The sequence below is a fragment of the Phenylobacterium sp. genome (genome assembly GCF_031181185.1).
GTDB lineage: Bacteria > Pseudomonadota > Alphaproteobacteria > Caulobacterales > Caulobacteraceae > Phenylobacterium.
Genome location: NZ_JAPSKZ010000075.1, coordinates 1 through 16,856, shown reverse-complemented (window position 1 = coordinate 16,856; position 16,856 = coordinate 1). Strand labels below are relative to the sequence as shown.

Below are 16,856 nucleotides of genomic sequence, written 5' to 3'. Positions count from 1 at the left end.
ACCTTCATCATGGCGCCGTTCGCCGTGGGCCTGATCATCTACTGGACCTGGTCCAACGTGCTGACGCTCCTGCAGCAGTACGTGATCATGCGCCGGTTCAAGGTCGACAATCCGATCGACCAGATCCTCCGCAAGGTCACCGGCCAGCCGAAGCCGGCCGGCTGACCATGGCGGACGAGCCGGTCTTCACGCCCGAGGAACTGGAGGCCGCCCGCGTCCTCTTCGCCCATCCGGTGCGGTTCCTCATGGGCGCAGTCTCGATCGCCGGGCTGCCCGAGGCCGACCTGCCCGAGGTCGCCTTCGCCGGCCGGTCGAACGTGGGCAAGAGCTCGCTGATCAACGCCGTGACAGGCCGCAAGGAGCTGGCCCGGGCCTCCAACGAGCCCGGCCGCACCCGGGAGGTGAACTTCTTCGTCGCCGACGAGAAGCTGCGCCTGGTGGACCTTCCCGGCTACGGCTGGGCCCGGGCCTCGAAGTCCGTCGCCCGCAAGTTCCAGAACCTCGGCCGCGACTACCTGCGGGGCCGGCCGAACCTGAAGCGGGTCTATCTGCTGATCGACGCCCGCCACGGCCTCAAGGAGCCCGACCACGAAGCGCTCGACGCCCTCGATCTCGCGGCGGTCTCCTACCAAATCGTGCTCACCAAGGCCGACAAGCTCAGGGGCTCGGACCTCGCGCAGATCAAGGCCGAGACGGTGAAGAAGGTGTCGAAGCGGCCGGCCGCCTTCCCCCGCGTGCTCGCCACCTCGTCCGAGAAGGGGACGGGCATCCCCGAGCTGCGGGCCGAAATCGTCGCGGCCTGCGCCATCTAGGCGGCCGCAACGTCACCTCGCTAACAGGGTCCTGGAAACGCCAGAGGCCCAGATGCTCACCACCGACACCCGCACGGTCTACGACCAGGACATGAACCTCTTCCGCGACCAGGTGCGGAAGTTCTTCGACCGCGCGCTCACGCCCAATCTCGACCGCTGGGAAGAGGAAGGCGTCGTCGACCGCGGCTTCTGGCTGGCCTGCGGCGAGGCGGGCCTGCTCTGCCCCACCGTCCCGGCCGAGTACGGCGGCCTGGGCTTGGACTTCCGCTACAACGCCATCATCGACGAGGAGCTGGCCTACGCCGGCTCGTCGGCCGGCATCACGCTGCAGTCCGACATCGTCGCCGACTACATCGTCAACTACGGCTCGGAAGAGCAGAAGCGCGAGTGGCTGCCCAAGATGGTCACGGGCGAGGCCATCACCGCCATCGCCATGACCGAGCCTGGCACAGGCTCCGACCTGCAGGCCGTCCGCACCACCGCCCGGCGCGACGGCAACGAGTATGTGGTCAACGGCTCGAAGACCTACATCACCAACGGCCAGAACGCCGACCTGATCATCGTCGTCGCCAAGACCGACCCGGACGCCGGCGCCAAGGGCGTCTCGCTGGTGCTGGTCGAAGCGACGCGCGACGGCTTCAAGCGCGGCCGCAACCTCGACAAGATCGGCCAGAACTCGGCCGACACCTCCGAGCTGTTCTTCGAGGACGTGCGCGTCCCGATCACCAACTGCCTCGGCGAGGAGGGCAAGGGCTTCGCCTACCTGATGAGCCAGCTGCCGCAGGAGCGCCTGGGCATCGCCGTCGGCGGCCAGGCCGGCGCGCAGCGCGCCTTCGACGAGGCGGTGAAGTTCACCCGCGAGCGCAAGGCCTTCAAGCAGACGGTGTTCGACTTCCAGAACACCCGCTTCACCCTGGGCGCCCTGAAGGCCAAGCTGCAGGCCGGCTGGGCCCACCTCGACTGGTGCATCGCCCGCCACCTCGAGGGCAAGCTGACCGCCGCGGAAGCCTCGGCCGCCAAGCTCTTCCACACCGAGCTGCAGTGGGAGGTGGTCGACGCCGCCCTCCAGCTGCACGGCGGCGCCGGCTACATGAACGAGTACCCGATCGCTCGCCTGTGGCGCGACGCCCGCGTCCAGCGCATCTACGGCGGCACGTCCGAGATCATGAAGGAAGTGGTGGCGCGCTCGATCTAGGGCGCGCGCTTCACCACCTCGCCGCCCTTCATCACGAACACGGGCGTCTCCAGCACCCGCACGTCGGCCAGCGGGTCGCCCTTCACGCCAACGATGTCGCCAAAGCGGCCGGGCGCCACCTGGCCCACGTCGTTGCGGCCCAGGGCCTCGGCGGCCACCACCGTCGCCGACTGGATGGCCTGCAGCGGCGTCGCCCCATAGCGCACCATCACCGCGAACTGACGTGCGTTCTGGCCGTGCGGATAGATGCCGGCGTCGGTGGCGAACACGTGCTTCACCCCCGCCCTCAAGCTCTTGCGGAAGCCCTCGCGCTGCACCTCGCCGACCTCGCGGTCCTTGGCCAGGTTCGCTTCCAGGACGCCGTTCTTCTTGCCCTCGGCCTGTGTGTAGTCGGTGTTGTAGATGTCCATGGCGAAGTAGGTCCCCCGCTCCTTTGCAAGCCGGATGCCCTCGTCGTCCACAAGGCTGACGTGCTCGATGGTGTCGATGCCGGCCCGGATGGCGTCCTTGATGCCAGCCGCGCCGTGGGCGTGCGCCGCGACCTTCATCCCGGCCATGTGCGCCTCGTCGGCCACCGCCTTCATCTCGTCGAGGGTCATCTGCTGGGCGCCGACCGAAGGGCCGCGCGAGAACACCCCGCCCGTCGCGCAGATCTTGATCACCTGGGCGCCGTACTTCTTGGCCATCCGCACCTTGGCCCGGGCCTCTTCGGCGCTGTCGACGGTGTAGGGGCTCTTCTCGTCCATCGACGGCGGGAAGAAGGTCGAGTCGCAATGGCCGCCGGTGGCGCCCAGGGCATAGGTCGCGCTGACAATCCGCGGTCCGGGCACATAGCCGCCGTCGATCGCCTCGCGCAGGCCCACGTCGGCGTAGAACTCGGCGCCCACGTTGCGCACGGTTGTGAAGCCCGCCTCCAGGGTGTCCCGGGCGTGCTTTGTCGCCACCACCGGCCAGAAGGCGTCGGAGTATTCCAGGTAGTTGTAGCCGCCGATCTCGGCCACGCTCGTCAGGTGGACGTGCATGTCGATCAGGCCCGGCAGGAGGGTCACGCCCGGCAGGTCCACGCGGGTCGCGCCGGCCGGGACGGCCTCGCCCGCCTTGCCGACCGAAGCCACCTTGCCGTCGACGATCACCACCAGCGGCCGCTCGACGTAGCGGCCGCTCGCCACGTCCAGCAGCCGGTCGGCTGTCACCGCGACCGTCGCCGCCTGCGCCGCGCCGGCCAGCGCCCACGCGGCCGTTGCCGCAAACCCGATCCTGCGCATCCGAAGTCCCCACCTGAAAACGGCCCACCGTTAGCACGGCCACCGATGCGTGACAGGGGGCGCCCCGTCCGCTATCGGACCCGCACCAATTCAGGCGGAGCGGCGGACGGGTGAGCGACAAGATCGAAGGCCAAGGCTGGGCGACGGCCAAGACGCTCGCCGAGGCCCTGCCCTACATCCAGATCTACGACCGCGAGACCGTGGTCATCAAATACGGCGGCCACGCCATGGGCGAGGAAGAGGTGGCCAAGCTGTTCGCGGCCGACGCCGTCCTGCTCAAGATGCTGGGCCTGCACCCGGTGGTCGTCCACGGCGGCGGCCCGCAGATCTCGGCCTGGCTGTCCAAGGCGGGCGTCCAGAGCCACTTCATCGACGGCCTGCGCGTCACCGACGAGGCCACCATGGAGGTCGCCGAGATGGTGCTGTCCGGCGCCATCAACAAGGAAATCGCCTCCTGGATCACCCAGGCCGGCGCTGAGGCCGATGTCCGCGGCGTGGGGCTCTCGGGCAAGGACGCCCGGCTCATCGTCGTCGAGAAGGTCACCCGCACCAAGAAGGACCCCAACTCGGACGAGGAGCGGATCGTCGACTTAGGGTTCGTGGGCGAGCCCAAGCGGATCGACACCAAGATTATCCAGGCCCTGATCGGCGCCGAGGAGGACTACATCCCCGTCGTGGCGCCGATCGGCGTCTCCGAGACCGGCGAGACCTACAACATCAACGCCGACACGGTGGCCGGCGCGCTCGCCGGCGCGCTGGGCGCCAAGCGCATGCTGCTGCTGACCGACGTGGCCGGCGTGCTGGACAGGAACGGCGAGCTGATCCGCCAGCTCACGGTCGCCGAGGCCCGCGCCGCCATCGCCGACGGCGTCGCCACCGGCGGCATGATCCCAAAACTCGAGACCGCCATCCACGCCGTGGAGTCGGGCGTCGAAGCCGTGGTCATCCTGGACGGCCGGCGGCCCCACGCCATGCTGGTCGAGCTCTTCACCGAGCACGGCGCCGGCACGCTCATCCGGCGATGAGCGCCGACCTGACCCACGTCGACACCTGGCTGTTCGACCTCGACAACACCTTGTACCCGGCCGAGTCCGGCTTCATGGCCGCGATCGTCGAGCGGATGACCGACTATGTGCAGAAGGTCACGGGCCTGCCTCGCGACGAGGCCTACGCGCTGCAGAAGACCTACCTTGCCGAGCACGGTCTGACGCTGAAGGGGATGATGATCCACCATGGCGTCGATCCCCTCGAGTTCCACGCCATCTTCCACGACATGTCGCTGGAGGCCCTGGCGCACGATCCCGAGTTGCTCGCGGCGCTGGAGCGCCTGCCCGGCCGGCGGCTGATCTTCACGAACGCCGACGACATCCACGCCGAGCGCGTCCTGGCGCGCCTGGGCCTCTCCCACCTGTTCGATGACGTCTTCCACATCGGCTCGGCGGGCTACGAGCCCAAGCCCAGCCCCGAGGCCTTCGCCCGCATGGGAGCCGCCCACGCCGTCGATCCGGCCACGACGGCCTTCTTCGAGGACAGCGAGCGCAACCTGGCGCCGGCCGCGGACCTCGGCATGACCACCGTGCTGGTCGGTCCCTGGGCCGCCCAATCCACCGCCCCCTTCGTCCACCACCGCACCGACAAGCTCGCGCCGTTCCTCACGAACGCGCGGGTCAGAGACGCCGCCTAGAGGATCCCGCCATGTCCGACCTGAAGACCACCATCGAACAGGCCTGGGAAGCCCGCGACGGCCTCAACACGGCCACCACCGGCCCCGTGCGCGACGCCGTGAACGAGGTGATGGAGCAGCTGGACGCCGGCAGGCTCCGGGTGGCCGAGCGCGGCGCCGACGGCGTCTGGAGGACCCATCAGTGGATCAAGCAGGCGATCCTCCTGTCCTTCCGCCTGAACCCCAACTTGGTGATGGAGCCCGGCCCCTTCTGGGACAAGGTCCCGCTGAAGTTCCAGGGCTGGGACGCCGCCCGCTTCGAACAGGCCGGCTTCCGCGCCGTGCCGGGCGCCGTCGTCCGCAAGAGCGCCTTCATCTCCAAGGGCGTCGTCCTGATGCCCTCGTTCGTCAACGTGGGCGCCTATGTCGGGGAAGGCACGATGGTCGACACCTGGGCCACGGTCGGGTCCTGCGCCCAGATCGGCCGGAACGTCCACATCTCGGGCGGCGCGGGCATCGGCGGCGTGCTCGAGCCCCTGCAGGCTAACCCCACCATCGTCGAGGACAACTGCTTCATCGGCGCTCGCGCTGAGGTCGCCGAGGGGGTCATCGTGCGCGAGGGCAGCGTACTCTCGATGGGCGTGTTCATCACCTCGACGACGCCGATCATCGACCGCCGCACGGGTGAGACGTTCACCGGCGAGGTGCCGCCCTATTCCGTCGTGGTGTCGGGCTCGCGGCCGAACCCCCACGACCCCTCCCTGCCGTCCACCTACTGCGCCGTGATCATGAAGCGCGTCGACGAGCGCACCCGCTCCAAGACCAGCATCAACGAGTTGCTGCGGGACTAGCGCGGGCCCCGCCCAGGGATGGCTGATGCCCCGAGCGGCCTCGACGCGCGCTCGGAGCTGGCCAGGACATGGGACTCAATCGTCTGCGACAGGCGCCACACGACGCCAGAGGTCGTCGAAGGCCAGGCTGTCGAAGAAGGCATGCGCCTCCACGATCCGCCCGTGCTGCATGCGCAGGAACCAGGCGTAGGTGTTCTCGTAAGCCTTGCCGTCACGCGCCACGCCCACCGCGTCGAAGAAGACCACCACCGTGTCGCCTTCCGTGTAGAGCCGGCGGATGGTGGGCGACAGCGGCTTCGCCATGCGTGCGTTGAACGGGCGGATCACCTCCCTCATGAAGGCCTCCCGGTTGGGATAGGTCTTCGCCGCTAGCGAGTTGCCCGTGATGGTCCAACGGGCCTTCTCGTCCAGCAGGTCGTAGGGTCCGCCGGAGCCGTCGCGCCAGGCGTCGAACTTCTGGCTCACGAGCAGGGCGTTCAGTCCCTCATCCTTGCTGGGCGTCCCAGCCGTCTGGCCGAGCGCGGCGGGGGCGATGAGGAAGAAGCTGGCGACGGTCGCCATCAGGAGGATGCCGACGGCCGGGTGGAAGAGCTGAGCGCGCATCTTGCGGTCTCCTAGGCTTGAGGTTGAAGCGCCGCCGCAGCGGCTTGGGCGACTTGTGCGTCCTGAGCGACCGAGCCGCCCGAAACTCCGACCGCGCCGACCAGACCGCCCGCGCCGTCGCGCAGCGGCACACCGCCCGCGAAGACCACGAGACCGCCGTTGGTCTGCTCGAGGCCGGGGGAGGTGCCGCCGGGCTTCGAGAATTCCCCGATCACTTCGGTGTTGAAGCCGAACAGTGCCGCGGTCTTGGCCTTTCCCAGCGCGATGTCGATGGAGCCCAGCAGGGCGCCGTCCATACGGGTGAAGGCCTTCAGGTGCACGCCGGCGTCCAGCACGGCGATGTTCATGGGAACGCCGATCGCGTCGGCGGCGGCTTCGGCGGCGGCGAGCACGGCCTGGGCCTGGGCATGGGTGATGCTCATGGGAAGCTATCCTTGATGGTGTGGAGGACGCGGCCGCGGCGCCGTGAGCCGCCGCGGCCGCCGGGCCCGGCTCAGATCTGGTTGTCCCAGGCCTGCAGCTGGTGGGCCTTCAGCATGTCTTCGATCGCCTTCGGCACGACGTTGCGGAACTTGCCCTCGTCGGCGGGGACGATCTCGATCATGCGATCGATCATCTCCTGCGGGTCCATCCGCCCCTCAGGCGTGGCGAAGAAGTCGTCGAAGCCCTTCCGCAGGTCGGCGCGCTTGGTGAAGTGCTTCTCGTCGTCCAGCCAGCGGAACGGGTTGTCGGCCATCGTTTCGTTGTAGCCGGTGTAATAGGCGCCCGGATTGATCGTCTGGACCTTGACCCCGTAGGCGGCGAGCTCCTGCTGCAGCGCCTCGGCGAAGGATTCCAGGGCGTGCTTCGTGGAGACGTAGGTGCCCCAGTTGGCCGGAGTGAAGAGGCCGCCCATCGAGGAGGTGAAGACCACCTTCTTGCCCTGGCTCTTGCCTTCGCGCACCCAGCGCTGGACGACGCCTTGGGTCAGCACCCAGGGCAGGAACACGTTCACTTCGTAGTTCTTGCGGACCAGATCGATCGGGATCTCCCAGACCGGGCCGGCTTCGCCCATGCCCGCATTGTTCCAGAGCACGTCGAAGTCCCAGCCGATCGCCTGCTTGACGTCGTAGGGATCCGTGAGGTCCAGGCGCTCCACGCGGATGCGGTCCTGCAGGCCCAGCGCCTTCACCTCCTCGCGCAGCGGCGTCACCTGCGAGGAGACGTGCACCGTGGCGATGATGTCGTGGCCGTTCTTGGCCATGCCGATGGCGGCGCCCTTGCCGAAGCCGGAGCCCGCGCCGGTGATGAGGATGGTCTTCTTGGTCATGTCGTCTCTCCTGTGTTCGTTCGATCCGGCGGGTGTCGCCGTGTGAGGAGAGAGGTACGCGGACCATCGAACGCCGGCCGTTCGCCCGTTTTGGCGACTGTTCCGATATTGCGATGACCGGCTGGTCAGGCTTTTCAGGCCGCGCAATATTGCGGCAGCGCTTGTTGGGGGGACCGTGGACGCCGCCACGCCAGACGCTGCGGGGGAGCCCACCGCCCATGCCGTGCAGAGCATTGGGCGGGTCCTCGACGCGCCGCCGGCGCTGGCGGGAGAACCGCTACAGGGCGCGACCCGGCTGACGACCCGCTGGGGGCACGGCGCCCTGCACGACACCCTGCCTGGGCTGAGCAGCCACGTCGTCATGACCTACTACGGCGCGGACCAGGCGATCGCCTGGCGGACCGAAGGCCGCCGCCTGCAGGCGCGCACCAGGGTTGGCTCGATCACCCTGATCCCGCAAGGGCACGACGGGCGCTGGGACATCGAAGGGCCCATCGAGGTGAGCCATGTCTACCTGCCGGACGAGCGTATCCAGGCGTGCGCCGACGTGCTCGCGGGGGGACAGCGGGTGGAGCTCATCGGCCGGGTGGGTTTCGAGGACCCCGCGGCCGGGCGCATCCTCGAGATGCTGGCGCGCGAGGCGAGCGTCAGCGACCCTGGATCGCAGCTCTTCGTGGAACAGGCCGTCGACCTGCTCTGCACCCAGTTGGTGCGGGGCCATTCGTCGTTCGCGGCGTTGTCGGCCGAGCCGCCGCGCGGCGGCCTCGCCGACTGGCAGGTCAAGCGCGTGACCGCCTACATGCGCGAGCGCCTCGACGAGGAGATCGGACTGGAGGAGCTGGCCGGGATCGTGAACCTCAGCCGCTTCCATTTCTGTACCGCCTTCCGGCGGGCCACCGGCCACTCCCCATACGCCTGGCTGGTGCAGCAGAGGATCGCCGAGGCGCGGCGGCTGCTCGGCATGGAGCCGGCGCTGCCGGTGACGGAGATCGGATTGGCAGTGGGATACCAGACGCCGTCGGCCTTCACCGCAGCGTTCCGGAAGGTCACGGGCGTGACCCCCAGCGAGTACCGGCGGAGACTCTAGTCGTCGCCTCCGCCGGCGATCGGCCCTGCCTCAGTCTTCGGGGGTGAAGTCGGTGGAGACGGAAACGTCGCGCCAGGCCGCGAGGATCGCGGCGTCCAACGCGTGCTTGGCTTCGATCGCCGCCACCGTGTCGCTGCCGAGCGGCAGGCGCACCGGCGGGTCGGGGGCGTCGGCGAATGCGACGAGCACGCGGGCGAGCTTGTCCGGATCGCCTTGCTGGGCGTGATTCAGGTCGACGGCGCGGGTGCGGACCGCCCCCGCCGAGCCGCTGTAGTCGTCGATTCGCGCGGCGCTGATCGCGAGCGACGTGGAATCCAGGAAATCGGTGCGGAAATAGCCGGGCTCTATCGCGGTGACGTGGATGCCCAGCGGGGCGAGTTCGACGTGCAGGGCCTCGGAAAGGCCCTCGACGGCGAACTTCGTCGAGGCGTAGACCCCGAAGCCTGCCGCTCCCCGATAGCCGCCGATCGACGAGATGTTGAGGATGCGCCCGACGCGCCTCGCCCGCATGTACGGCAAGGCTGCGCGGGTCACGTTCAGCAGGCCGAAGACGTTGGTGCGGTAGACGCGCTTAACCTCCTCGGCACTCGCCTCCTCCACCGCGCCCAGCAGCCCGAAGCCGGCGTTGTTCAGCAGCACGTCGATGGCGCCGAAGTTCGCCACGGCGGCTGCGGCGGCGCGGCGCGCCTGCGCCTCGTCGGTGACGTCGAGCGCCAACGGAAGCAGTCGCGGGTGTTCGCCGAGCCGCTCGAGAACGGCGGAAGGGTCGCGCGCGGTGGCGACGACATTGTCGCCCTGCGCAAGGGCGACGGCGGCCGTCCTCGCGCCGAACCCGCGCGACGCGCCGGTGATGAACCAGGTCTTCATGGGGATCTCCTCGATGCGAGTGTCGATGGAAGAGCCCTAGGCCCGTCACCGCGGGCTTGCCGTCTTGGCCTTTCGGGGATGTCGCGAAGTTGCGGTCCCGCGCGGCCGCAATCTCGCGATGGTCGCCGAAAGCGGCGGACAGCGCGGTTGCCCAGGCGCCGGTACTTCTTGGTCCACAGCCCGCTTGCGCGCGGGCAACCGGCTTCAGGAGACCACGATGATCGAGAACCCGTTCGTCCCGCTGACCTTCATTGCGGGGCCGGCCATCCTCACGAACGCCTGCGCGATCCTGCAGAACAGCGCCACCATGCGCTACACGATGGCGGTCACCCAATGGCGTGAGTTCCGGGCAGCGATCGCCGCCGGCGACCACTCGCTCTCGGGCCTGTATTCCGACGCCGACGCGGCGCTGATCCTGGCGGAGCGGCGAATCCGGCTCCTCCTCCGCGGCCTGAACCTGGTCTACCTGGCGGTGGGCCTGTTCGCCGCCGCCGCCCTGCTCGGCCTGGCGGGGGCCGTCCTCGCCGCGTCGCAGGCGGCGCACCAAGTGCCCGTTTGGCTGGTCGTCGGCGGCGGCGCTTCCGGCGTCCTCGCCCTTGCGGCCGGGACCGCGATGTTCATCGGCGAGAGCCGCTGCGCCCGATCGCTGCTCGAGCTGCAGCTGCGGCACGCCCAGGCCACGCGCGAGCCGTTGATCCGTGCTTACGCGACAGTGGAATGAGCTCGCGCGTCAGCCGCGTTTCCACCGGACCCCGAACGCTTCCTCGCCATGGTTCCTACGCCTCCGCTTCCTTCGGCGCACCGGGCTGCGTCGGCGTGTGAAAAGCCGGATGGTCGGCCGCGACGGCTAGCGCTTGCGGCCCTGATCGGTCTCGTACGGGGTCCCGTCGCGGTGGCGGTAGATCTCCTCGCCCCGACGGATGATCATATCGATGTCGGGGTAGTCGCAGCCGTCTTCCCCGAGCTTCCGCGAGCCCACTTCCAGCAGCACCGCCTCGCGGTCGGACCGGTTCTGGATGTGGTGGCCGTTCGGCTCGCCGGCCGGGAAGCCGGCGCAGTCGCCGGCCCGCAGCACGTGCTCGCCCTCGTCATCCACCAGCACCACCTCGCCGTCCACCACCCAGACGAACTCGTCCTCGGCGGTGTGCCAGTGCCGCTGGCTCGTCCACTGGCCCGGCGGCAACCGCATCAGGTTGACGCCAAACTGGCTGAGGCCCGCCGCGTCGCCCAGCTTCCAGCGTCTGCGCTCGCGGCAGGGCGCGTCATGTGGCGGCGGATAGGCCGTGCCGAAGCGCGTCGGCGCCTTGTCGATGTCGATCTTGGGCATGCTTCTCCCCTCGCCTCGCCTCGCGCCAACAGGTAATGCGCAGACATGAGCGCCGCCATAGACCCCGTCGAGCTCACGCGCGAGCTGATCCGCAAGCCCTCGGTCACCCCGGCCGACGAAGGCGCCATGGACGTGGTCGAGCGCACCCTGGCTGGCCTGGGCTTCGCCTGTCGCCGCATGCGTTTCGGCGAGATCGAGAACCTCTACGCCCGCTACGGGACCGCGCGCCCGAACCTCTGCTTCGCCGGCCACACCGACGTCGTGCCGGTGGGCGATGCGGCCGCCTGGTCCAAGGACGCCTTCGCGGCCGAGGTGGTGGACGGGGTGCTGATCGGCCGGGGCGCGGTCGACATGAAGTCGGCGATCGCCGCCTTCGCCGCGGCGGCCGCCGAGGCCATCCGGGCGGGTCGGGTGACCGGCTCCATCTCGTTCCTGATCACCGGCGACGAAGAGGGGGTGGCCACCCACGGCACCAAGAAGGTCGTCGAGGCCCTGCTGGCCGAGCGCGAGGCCATCGACCACTGCGTGGTGGGCGAACCCACCTCGGCCGAGACGTTCGGCGACATGGTCAAGGTCGGCCGTCGCGGCTCGATCAACGCCGACATCCTGGTGGAAGGCATACAGGGCCACGTGGCCTACCCCCACCGCGCCGCCAATCCCGTGCCGGTGCTGGTCCGCCTCCTGGCCGCCCTGCAGCACCGCCGCCTCGACGACGGCTATCCCGAGTTCCAGCCGTCGAACCTGGAGATCACCCTGATCGACGTGCCGAACACGGCGACCAACATCATCCCGGGGACGGCGCGGGCGCGGCTGAACATCCGCTTCAACCCGAACCACACGGGCCGGTCGCTGGCCGACTGGATCGAGGCCGAGGCGCAAAAGGCCGCGGAAGGCTTCAAGGGGCGCGTGACCGTCACGCCGCAGATCAGCGGCGAGGCCTTCCTCACCGAGCGCGGCGCCTTCACCGACCTGGTGGCCGGCGCGATCCAGGACGTCACCGGCCGCCCGCCCGAACTCTCCACCTCGGGCGGCACCTCGGACGCCCGGTTCATCCGGGCGCTGTGCCCGGTGGTCGAGGTGGGATTGGTCGGCAAGACCATGCACGCCGTCGACGAGCGCGCGCCGGTAGACGAGATCCGCCGGCTGCAGGCGGTCTACGCCCGCATCATCGAACGCTATTTCGACCGGCCGTAGGGCTGTCCGGACAGGATTTTTCTTTGCGCCGGCCGCGCCCGCGCGCATCCTCGCCGCCATGAGCCGACCGCCGAAAAAGAGCGAATTCCTCGAGGTGCGCATCCCGCACCCGACGAAGACCGCCTTCATGGAGCGCTGCCGCCGCGACGGGCGCTCGGCCAGCGAGGCCGTGCGCGCCTTCATCGAGGCCGAACTCGCGGCCTCGGCGCGGCCGCGCCGCCGCTTCCGCCCGGCCCACCTGATCGCCGGCGCCCTGGCGCTCGCCACCGCGGGGGCCGCGGCGGCCCCGTCGCTGGCCGACAGCTTTCGGGCGGCGGAGTTCCGCGCCCTCGACGCCGATCGTGACGGCGTCCTCAGCCTGCCCGAGTACCTCGACCGCTAGCGCAGCGGCTTGAAGAACCGCTCCGGCGCCAGGTCCAGCCACGTCCACGGCTTCAGCACCGCGGCCCCCAGCCGCCACGACAGCAGGACCATCCGCGCGCGTCCCACCAGGTTCTCGTCCGGGACCAGGCCGACGCCGACCGCCTCGGGCCAGCGGCTGTCCAGCGAGTTGTCCCGGTTGTCGCCGAGCATGAAGTAGAAGCCCTCGGGCACCACCACCGGACCGACGTCGTCGCCCGGCAGCCCCGCGCCGCGGTCGTAGGTGACGTACGGCCGCCCGTCCGGCGCGGATTCGCGCACCTCCGTCACGATGACGCCTGGGGCCTCCGGATCCTCGGTGCGGCCCAGCACCTGTCGTGGTAGCGGCCGGCCGTTCACCAGCACCTGCCCGCCGCGCAGCGCCACCCGGTCGCCCGGCAGGCCGATCACCCGCTTGATGTAGAGCTGGCTCGCGTCGCGCGGCAGCTTGAACACGACCACGTCGCCGCGTTTGGGCGCGCGCCCGAACAGGCGGCCGTCGAACAGCGGCGGCGCCAAGGGAATGGAGTGCCGACTCCAGCCGTAGTCGAACTTGCTGATCAGCAGATAGTCGCCCGTCCGCACGCCGGGCTCCATCGAGCTCGAGGGGATGGTGTTGGGCTGGAAGAGCACGGTGCGCAGGACCAGGGCGATCAGCAGGCCGGCGAGCAGCGTCTTGCCGGTGTCGATCAGTTCGCGGGTGAAGGCGGGGCCGGTCTCGGCCGAGGTGCTGTCAGTCATGGGACCAGGCTGGCGGCGGCCCTTCGCGACCGCCAGCGCCGTCCCGTCCGGACGCCGCCGAAAACCTGTCCGGACGCCTAGCGGGCGCCCGTCATCCCGGCCACCTTCATCACCAGCGGCGCGTCGGCCCCGGGCTCGGCCGCCAGCGGCCCCTGCACCATCACCTTCCGCTGCAGCGCCGCCTTGGCGACCTCCACCGGGATATCGAGCCGCACGACGGTCAGGTTGCGCAGCTCGGGCTTGTTCGGGTCGCCCGGGACGCCGGCCGCACAGACCCGCTCGGACAGGATCAGGGCGTAGTAGTCGATCTCCCGCTCGCGCTGGACGGTGTCGCCCTCGGCCTCGTCGAACGCCTCGACGGCATAGATCATCCCGGTCAACAGCGTGGTCGGATCGCCATAGGCCAGGCAGCCTTCCTCCGATGCAGCGGCGGGCGAGGCCAGCGCCAGGCAGGCGGCCATGAGGGCGAGGCGGGTCAGGCGCGCGATCCTTGTCGAAGCTTGGCCGGCAAGGTCGGGCAGTCGCCCGGCCGTGTCAAATCAGCCGGCCAGGATCCAGCCGTCGCCCAGGCTCCACAGCGGCACGCCTTCCAGCACCAGCCGCGCGCCGCCGGCGAGGTCGACGACCACGTCGGAGCCCGCCTGCGAGACGCTCCACGTCGTGCCGGCGACGAGCCTCACCCGGTCGCCGCCGGCGAAGCTGAAGTCGGTGATCCGGTCCAGGCCCGCCTCGCCGAAGCTGTGGAAGATGTCCGCGCCCGAGCCGCCCGAGATCGTGTCGTCGCCGCGGTCGCCGGCCAGGAAATCGTTTCCCGCCCAGCCGAAGAGCTGGTCATCGCCCTGGCCGCCGCGGACCACGTCGTCGCCCGCCCCGCCGTCCACCAGGTCGGCGCCCAGGTTGCCCAGCACCACGTCGCCGGCCTCTTCGCCGAACAGCTGGTCGTCGTGCTGGCCGCCCACCACCCAGTCGCCGCCGTCGCCGCCCGCCAGGGTGTCTCGGCCTTCGTTGCCGTGCATGTCGTCGAAGGCGCCGCCGCCGGACATCCGGTCGTCGTCCGGCCCGCCGCGCAGATAGTCCTGCCCCTCGCCGCCGCCGAGGCTGTCCGAGCCCGCGGCCCCCAGCAGGGTGTCGGCGCCGCCCCCGCCCATCAGGGCGTCAGGCCCGCCCCCGCCCTGCAGGGACACGCCGTCCGGGCCGGGCCCAGGACCCGGCTCGGACGCGGCGCCGCGCCAGCCCTGGAACAGTTGGAAGTAGCTCCGCCCGATGGCCTCGAAGCCGGCCGCGGCGTAGTGCACCCCGTCGCCCTGCAGCGCGAAGCCAAGCGTGTCGAAGCTCGCCGCGTTGGGGTCGGCCTGGTCCACCGCCGCCTGGGCGCGCCGCACCTCGGCGGCATGGGGCCAACCCGGCGCGATCTGGAAGAAGCCCACCTTGCCGGCGCCGTCACCCATCCATTCGGCGCGGACGGCGGCGATGAAAGCCGCGAGGTTGCCGCCGTAGGCGCTGGCGTCGCCCCAGTCGGCTGCGTCCTCCTCGCCCTGTCCGAAGAACACCGCGTCGGGACGCCCGCCGCCCGCCGCCACGCTGGCTTCCGCGATCGTCGCGGCCGCCCGGTCGAAGAGCTCGCCGCCGCTGTTGGGCGACCAGTCATAGCTCCACGCGCCATGATCCACCGCCAGGCTCGTGCCGCCGTGGGCTTCCTTGACGATCCGCAGCACCTCGTTCGGGAACAGCGCGCGGAATTCGCGGGCGAACTGCACCTCGGGCCCCCAGGCCAGCGGCTGGCCGCCGTAGCCGGTGTTCACGCCCGGCTGTAGGGTCGTCCAGGCCTTGGCCGCCGCGTCCCAGATCAGCGTCAGCGGGTCGGGCGTCCAGGGCTGGCTGAGCGTCCAGCCGCCCATGCCGTAGCCGCCCGTGTTGGACTGTCCGGCGAACACGACGAAGGCCATGCCGTACGTTCCCTAGCCGTTAGCGATGCAGCAGCGGACGCCCCCTGGGGCACGTGGGCGTCACGAAGTCGCAAGGCGCCGCGGCGTGCAAGCGGAGCCATTTCACTTTTCAGTAGGAGACGCCCGTCAGGTACAGGCCTTCGGCCGGCGCGACCGGCCCGCAGGCTTTGCGGTCGCGGGCCTCCAGCGCGGCCTTCAGGTCGCCCTTCGTCCAGCGGCCGATCCCCACCTCGGCCAGGCTGCCGGTCATCGAGCGCACCTGCCGGTGCAGGAACGAGCGCGAGGCGAACTCCAGCAGGACGTAGTCGCCCTCCCGGCGGACGGCAGCGATGTCCAGGGTCTTCATCGGCGACTTCGCCTGGCAGCCCAGGTCGCGGAAGGTCGTGAAGTCGTGGTGGCCCACCAGCACCTGCGCGGCCTCGTGCATGGCGTCGGCGTCCAGCGGCTTCTTCACGTGCCAGACGCGACCCTGGTCGATGGCCGGCGGCGCCATGCGGTTGAGGACCCGATAGAGGTAGCGCCGCTCCTTGGCGGAGAACCGGGCGTGCCAGCCTTCCTCGGCGATGCTCGCCTCCAGCACCGAGATCGGCTCGGGGACCAGGTGCGCGTTCAGCGCGTTGCGCACGACCTCGGGGTTCCAGTCCTTCTCGAGGTCGATATGGACCACCTGGCCGGTAGCGTGCACCCCGGTGTCGGTGCGGCCGGCGGCCTGCAGCCGCAGCGTCTGGCCGCAGAAGCCCTTCACCGCCCGCTCGATGGCGCCCTGCACGCTGGGCAGGGCGGCCTGGGCCTGGAAGCCGTGATAGGGCCGGCCGTCATATTCGATGGTCAGGCGGTAGCGCGGCATCAGGCGAGCTTGGTCCCGGCCGCGACCGGCGTCCCGCGCAGGAAAACCGCGGCGTCCTGCGGCCCGCGCCCCTCGCGCTGCACGCGCAACAGCCGCACCGCGCCCTCACCGCAGGCCACCAGCAGCCGCTCGTCCAGGGTGACGCCGGGCTGGCCCTGGCCGTCTTCCGCGGCCGAGAGCAGCGCCTTCACCCGCACCGGCCCCTTGTCGGTGGGCAGCTCGAACCAGGCGCCCGGGAACGGCGACAGCCCGCGGATCTTGCGGTCGAGCTCGGCGGCCGGCTTGGTCCAGTCGATCCGCGCCTCCTTCGGCCGGATCTTCTTGGCGTAGGTGATCCCCTCCTCGGCCTGCGGCGTCTCCACGGCGCGCCCTGCCTCGATGTCGGCCAGGGTGCGGACGATCAGATCGGCGCCCGCCGCGGCCAGCCGGTCGTGCAGTGTCGCGGCGGTCTCCAGGGCGTCGATCCGCACGGTCGCGGTCGCCAGCACCGGCCCCTCGTCCAGCCCATCGGTCATCCGCATCACCTGCACGCCCGTGACCTTGTCGCCGGCCATGATCGCCCGCTGGATCGGCGCCGCGCCGCGCCAGCGCGGCAGCAGGGAGGCGTGGACGTTGAACGAGCCCAGCCGGGGCGCCTCCAGGACCTCGCGCGGCAGGATCTGGCCGAAGGCCACCACCACGGCGGCGTCCAGTCCCAACGCCGCGAAGGCCTCCATTTCCTCGGGCGCACGCATCGAGGCCGGCGTCCGC

Annotated in this window: 21 protein-coding genes; 10 read left to right on the top strand and 11 right to left on the bottom strand. The window is 70.3% G+C overall.

Features of this window, described 5'->3' with window-relative positions; all coding sequences use genetic code 11:
• From RIF93_RS11000 to RIF93_RS10990, 3 genes are all read left to right on the top strand, one after another.
• Window positions 1–165 (top strand): hypothetical protein (locus RIF93_RS11000; protein WP_309091258.1); only part of this gene is annotated, 165 nt, incomplete at its 5' end.
• A gap of 2 nt (window positions 166–167) precedes the next feature.
• A complete protein-coding gene (yihA, locus tag RIF93_RS10995; RefSeq protein ID WP_309091257.1) occupies window positions 168–812 on the top strand; it encodes a ribosome biogenesis GTP-binding protein YihA/YsxC in 645 nt (214 codons plus the stop codon).
• 52 nt (window positions 813–864) lie between these two features.
• Window positions 865–2,007 carry an acyl-CoA dehydrogenase family protein gene (locus RIF93_RS10990; protein ID WP_309091256.1) on the top strand — a complete coding sequence of 381 codons (1,143 nt, stop codon included), beginning with the start codon at window positions 865–867 and terminating at the stop codon, window positions 2,005–2,007.
• Here the strand turns inward: RIF93_RS10990 and RIF93_RS10985 are convergent.
• Window positions 2,004–3,272, bottom strand: a complete 1,269-nt coding sequence (locus RIF93_RS10985) for an amidohydrolase family protein (RefSeq protein ID WP_309091254.1) — start codon at window positions 3,270–3,272, stop codon at window positions 2,004–2,006. The two genes, RIF93_RS10990 and RIF93_RS10985, sit on opposite strands and share 4 nt — an antisense overlap.
• A 110-nt stretch (window positions 3,273–3,382) precedes the next feature.
• On the opposite strand from RIF93_RS10985, the gene argB reads away from it, so the two are divergent.
• The 3 genes from argB to dapD are packed head-to-tail and all read left to right on the top strand — an operon-like array spanning window position 3,383 to window position 5,786.
• Window positions 3,383–4,297, top strand: a complete 915-nt coding sequence (gene argB / locus RIF93_RS10980) for an acetylglutamate kinase (protein ID WP_309091252.1) — start codon at window positions 3,383–3,385, stop codon at window positions 4,295–4,297.
• Complete coding sequence (locus tag RIF93_RS10975) at window positions 4,294–4,956, top strand: pyrimidine 5'-nucleotidase (RefSeq protein WP_309091250.1); 663 nt, start codon at window positions 4,294–4,296, stop codon at window positions 4,954–4,956. The genes argB and RIF93_RS10975 overlap by 4 nt, the downstream gene beginning before the upstream one ends.
• A gap of 11 nt (window positions 4,957–4,967) precedes the next feature.
• Window positions 4,968–5,786 carry a 2,3,4,5-tetrahydropyridine-2,6-dicarboxylate N-succinyltransferase gene (gene dapD / locus RIF93_RS10970; RefSeq protein WP_309091249.1) on the top strand — a complete coding sequence of 273 codons (819 nt, stop codon included), beginning with the start codon at window positions 4,968–4,970 and terminating at the stop codon, window positions 5,784–5,786.
• 75 nt (window positions 5,787–5,861) lie between these two features.
• Here dapD and RIF93_RS10965 read toward each other — a convergent pair whose 3' ends face one another.
• The 3 genes from RIF93_RS10965 to RIF93_RS10955 all read right to left on the bottom strand — a co-directional run bounded on the left by RIF93_RS10965 (window position 5,862) and on the right by RIF93_RS10955 (window position 7,698).
• Window positions 5,862–6,389, bottom strand: a complete 528-nt coding sequence (locus RIF93_RS10965; protein ID WP_309091247.1) for a nuclear transport factor 2 family protein — start codon at window positions 6,387–6,389, stop codon at window positions 5,862–5,864.
• A gap of 11 nt (window positions 6,390–6,400) precedes the next feature.
• Window positions 6,401–6,811, bottom strand: coding sequence for a heme-binding protein (locus RIF93_RS10960; protein WP_309091245.1), 411 nt, complete (start codon window positions 6,809–6,811; stop codon window positions 6,401–6,403).
• Between the two features lie 71 nt (window positions 6,812–6,882).
• Window positions 6,883–7,698, bottom strand: a complete 816-nt coding sequence (locus tag RIF93_RS10955; RefSeq protein WP_309091244.1) for an SDR family oxidoreductase — start codon at window positions 7,696–7,698, stop codon at window positions 6,883–6,885.
• 175 nt (window positions 7,699–7,873) lie between these two features.
• Here RIF93_RS10955 and RIF93_RS10950 point away from each other — a divergent pair, with 175 nt between their 5' ends.
• A complete protein-coding gene (locus RIF93_RS10950) occupies window positions 7,874–8,785 on the top strand; it encodes an AraC family transcriptional regulator (RefSeq protein ID WP_309091242.1) in 912 nt (303 codons plus the stop codon).
• Between the two features lie 30 nt (window positions 8,786–8,815).
• On the opposite strand, the gene RIF93_RS10945 is transcribed toward RIF93_RS10950, so the two are convergent.
• The gene (locus RIF93_RS10945) at window positions 8,816–9,652 is read right to left on the bottom strand and encodes an SDR family NAD(P)-dependent oxidoreductase (protein ID WP_309091240.1); all 837 of its coding nucleotides are present in this window, start codon (window positions 9,650–9,652) and stop codon (window positions 8,816–8,818) included.
• 217 nt (window positions 9,653–9,869) lie between these two features.
• On the opposite strand from RIF93_RS10945, the gene RIF93_RS10940 reads away from it, so the two are divergent.
• Entirely contained in the window at window positions 9,870–10,373 is a 504-nt protein-coding gene (locus tag RIF93_RS10940; RefSeq protein WP_309091238.1) for a DUF2721 domain-containing protein, read from the top strand.
• A gap of 126 nt (window positions 10,374–10,499) precedes the next feature.
• Here RIF93_RS10940 and RIF93_RS10935 read toward each other — a convergent pair whose 3' ends face one another.
• Entirely contained in the window at window positions 10,500–10,979 is a 480-nt protein-coding gene (locus RIF93_RS10935) for a cupin domain-containing protein (protein WP_309091237.1), read from the bottom strand.
• A gap of 45 nt (window positions 10,980–11,024) precedes the next feature.
• On the opposite strand from RIF93_RS10935, the gene dapE reads away from it, so the two are divergent.
• Both dapE and RIF93_RS10925 read left to right on the top strand, forming a co-directional pair.
• The gene (dapE, locus tag RIF93_RS10930; RefSeq protein ID WP_309091236.1) at window positions 11,025–12,173 is read left to right on the top strand and encodes a succinyl-diaminopimelate desuccinylase; all 1,149 of its coding nucleotides are present in this window, start codon (window positions 11,025–11,027) and stop codon (window positions 12,171–12,173) included.
• 58 nt (window positions 12,174–12,231) lie between these two features.
• A complete protein-coding gene (locus RIF93_RS10925; protein WP_309091235.1) occupies window positions 12,232–12,555 on the top strand; it encodes a hypothetical protein in 324 nt (107 codons plus the stop codon).
• Here RIF93_RS10925 and lepB read toward each other — a convergent pair.
• From lepB to fmt, 5 genes are all read right to left on the bottom strand, one after another.
• On the bottom strand, window positions 12,552–13,313 hold the full coding sequence (lepB, locus tag RIF93_RS10920) for a signal peptidase I (RefSeq protein ID WP_309091234.1): 762 nt from the start codon (window positions 13,311–13,313) through the stop codon (window positions 12,552–12,554). The genes RIF93_RS10925 and lepB overlap by 4 nt on opposite strands.
• Before the next feature lie 77 nt (window positions 13,314–13,390).
• Window positions 13,391–13,774, bottom strand: coding sequence for a hypothetical protein (locus RIF93_RS10915; RefSeq protein ID WP_309091232.1), 384 nt, complete (start codon window positions 13,772–13,774; stop codon window positions 13,391–13,393).
• A gap of 78 nt (window positions 13,775–13,852) precedes the next feature.
• Window positions 13,853–15,259, bottom strand: a complete 1,407-nt coding sequence (locus RIF93_RS10910; RefSeq protein WP_309091231.1) for a sialate O-acetylesterase — start codon at window positions 15,257–15,259, stop codon at window positions 13,853–13,855.
• A 109-nt stretch (window positions 15,260–15,368) separates the two neighbouring features.
• The gene (gene truA, locus RIF93_RS10905; RefSeq protein WP_309091229.1) at window positions 15,369–16,106 is read right to left on the bottom strand and encodes a tRNA pseudouridine(38-40) synthase TruA; all 738 of its coding nucleotides are present in this window, start codon (window positions 16,104–16,106) and stop codon (window positions 15,369–15,371) included.
• A partial coding sequence (gene fmt / locus RIF93_RS10900) for a methionyl-tRNA formyltransferase (RefSeq protein ID WP_309091227.1) occupies window positions 16,106–16,856 on the bottom strand: 751 nt, incomplete at its 5' end. The genes truA and fmt, both read right to left, overlap by 1 nt.

Coding starts and splice junctions, on each gene's coding strand:
- RIF93_RS10990 (WP_309091256.1), top strand. CDS start 865: ATGCTCACCACCGACACCCGCACGGTCTACGACCAGGACATGAACCTC.
- RIF93_RS10935 (WP_309091237.1), bottom strand. CDS start 10,979: ATGCCCAAGATCGACATCGACAAGGCGCCGACGCGCTTCGGCACGGCC.
- RIF93_RS10915 (WP_309091232.1), bottom strand. CDS start 13,774: ATGGCCGCCTGCCTGGCGCTGGCCTCGCCCGCCGCTGCATCGGAGGAA.
- RIF93_RS10955 (WP_309091244.1), bottom strand. CDS start 7,698: ATGACCAAGAAGACCATCCTCATCACCGGCGCGGGCTCCGGCTTCGGC.
- RIF93_RS10910 (WP_309091231.1), bottom strand. CDS start 15,259: ATGGCCTTCGTCGTGTTCGCCGGACAGTCCAACACGGGCGGCTACGGC.
- RIF93_RS10965 (WP_309091247.1), bottom strand. CDS start 6,389: ATGCGCGCTCAGCTCTTCCACCCGGCCGTCGGCATCCTCCTGATGGCG.
- RIF93_RS10945 (WP_309091240.1), bottom strand. CDS start 9,652: ATGAAGACCTGGTTCATCACCGGCGCGTCGCGCGGGTTCGGCGCGAGG.
- RIF93_RS10975 (WP_309091250.1), top strand. CDS start 4,294: ATGAGCGCCGACCTGACCCACGTCGACACCTGGCTGTTCGACCTCGAC.
- yihA (WP_309091257.1), top strand. CDS start 168: ATGGCGGACGAGCCGGTCTTCACGCCCGAGGAACTGGAGGCCGCCCGC.
- RIF93_RS10985 (WP_309091254.1), bottom strand. CDS start 3,272: ATGCGCAGGATCGGGTTTGCGGCAACGGCCGCGTGGGCGCTGGCCGGC.
- dapD (WP_309091249.1), top strand. CDS start 4,968: ATGTCCGACCTGAAGACCACCATCGAACAGGCCTGGGAAGCCCGCGAC.
- RIF93_RS10960 (WP_309091245.1), bottom strand. CDS start 6,811: ATGAGCATCACCCATGCCCAGGCCCAGGCCGTGCTCGCCGCCGCCGAA.
- RIF93_RS10925 (WP_309091235.1), top strand. CDS start 12,232: ATGAGCCGACCGCCGAAAAAGAGCGAATTCCTCGAGGTGCGCATCCCG.
- lepB (WP_309091234.1), bottom strand. CDS start 13,313: ATGACTGACAGCACCTCGGCCGAGACCGGCCCCGCCTTCACCCGCGAA.
- truA (WP_309091229.1), bottom strand. CDS start 16,106: ATGCCGCGCTACCGCCTGACCATCGAATATGACGGCCGGCCCTATCAC.
- RIF93_RS10940 (WP_309091238.1), top strand. CDS start 9,870: ATGATCGAGAACCCGTTCGTCCCGCTGACCTTCATTGCGGGGCCGGCC.
- dapE (WP_309091236.1), top strand. CDS start 11,025: ATGAGCGCCGCCATAGACCCCGTCGAGCTCACGCGCGAGCTGATCCGC.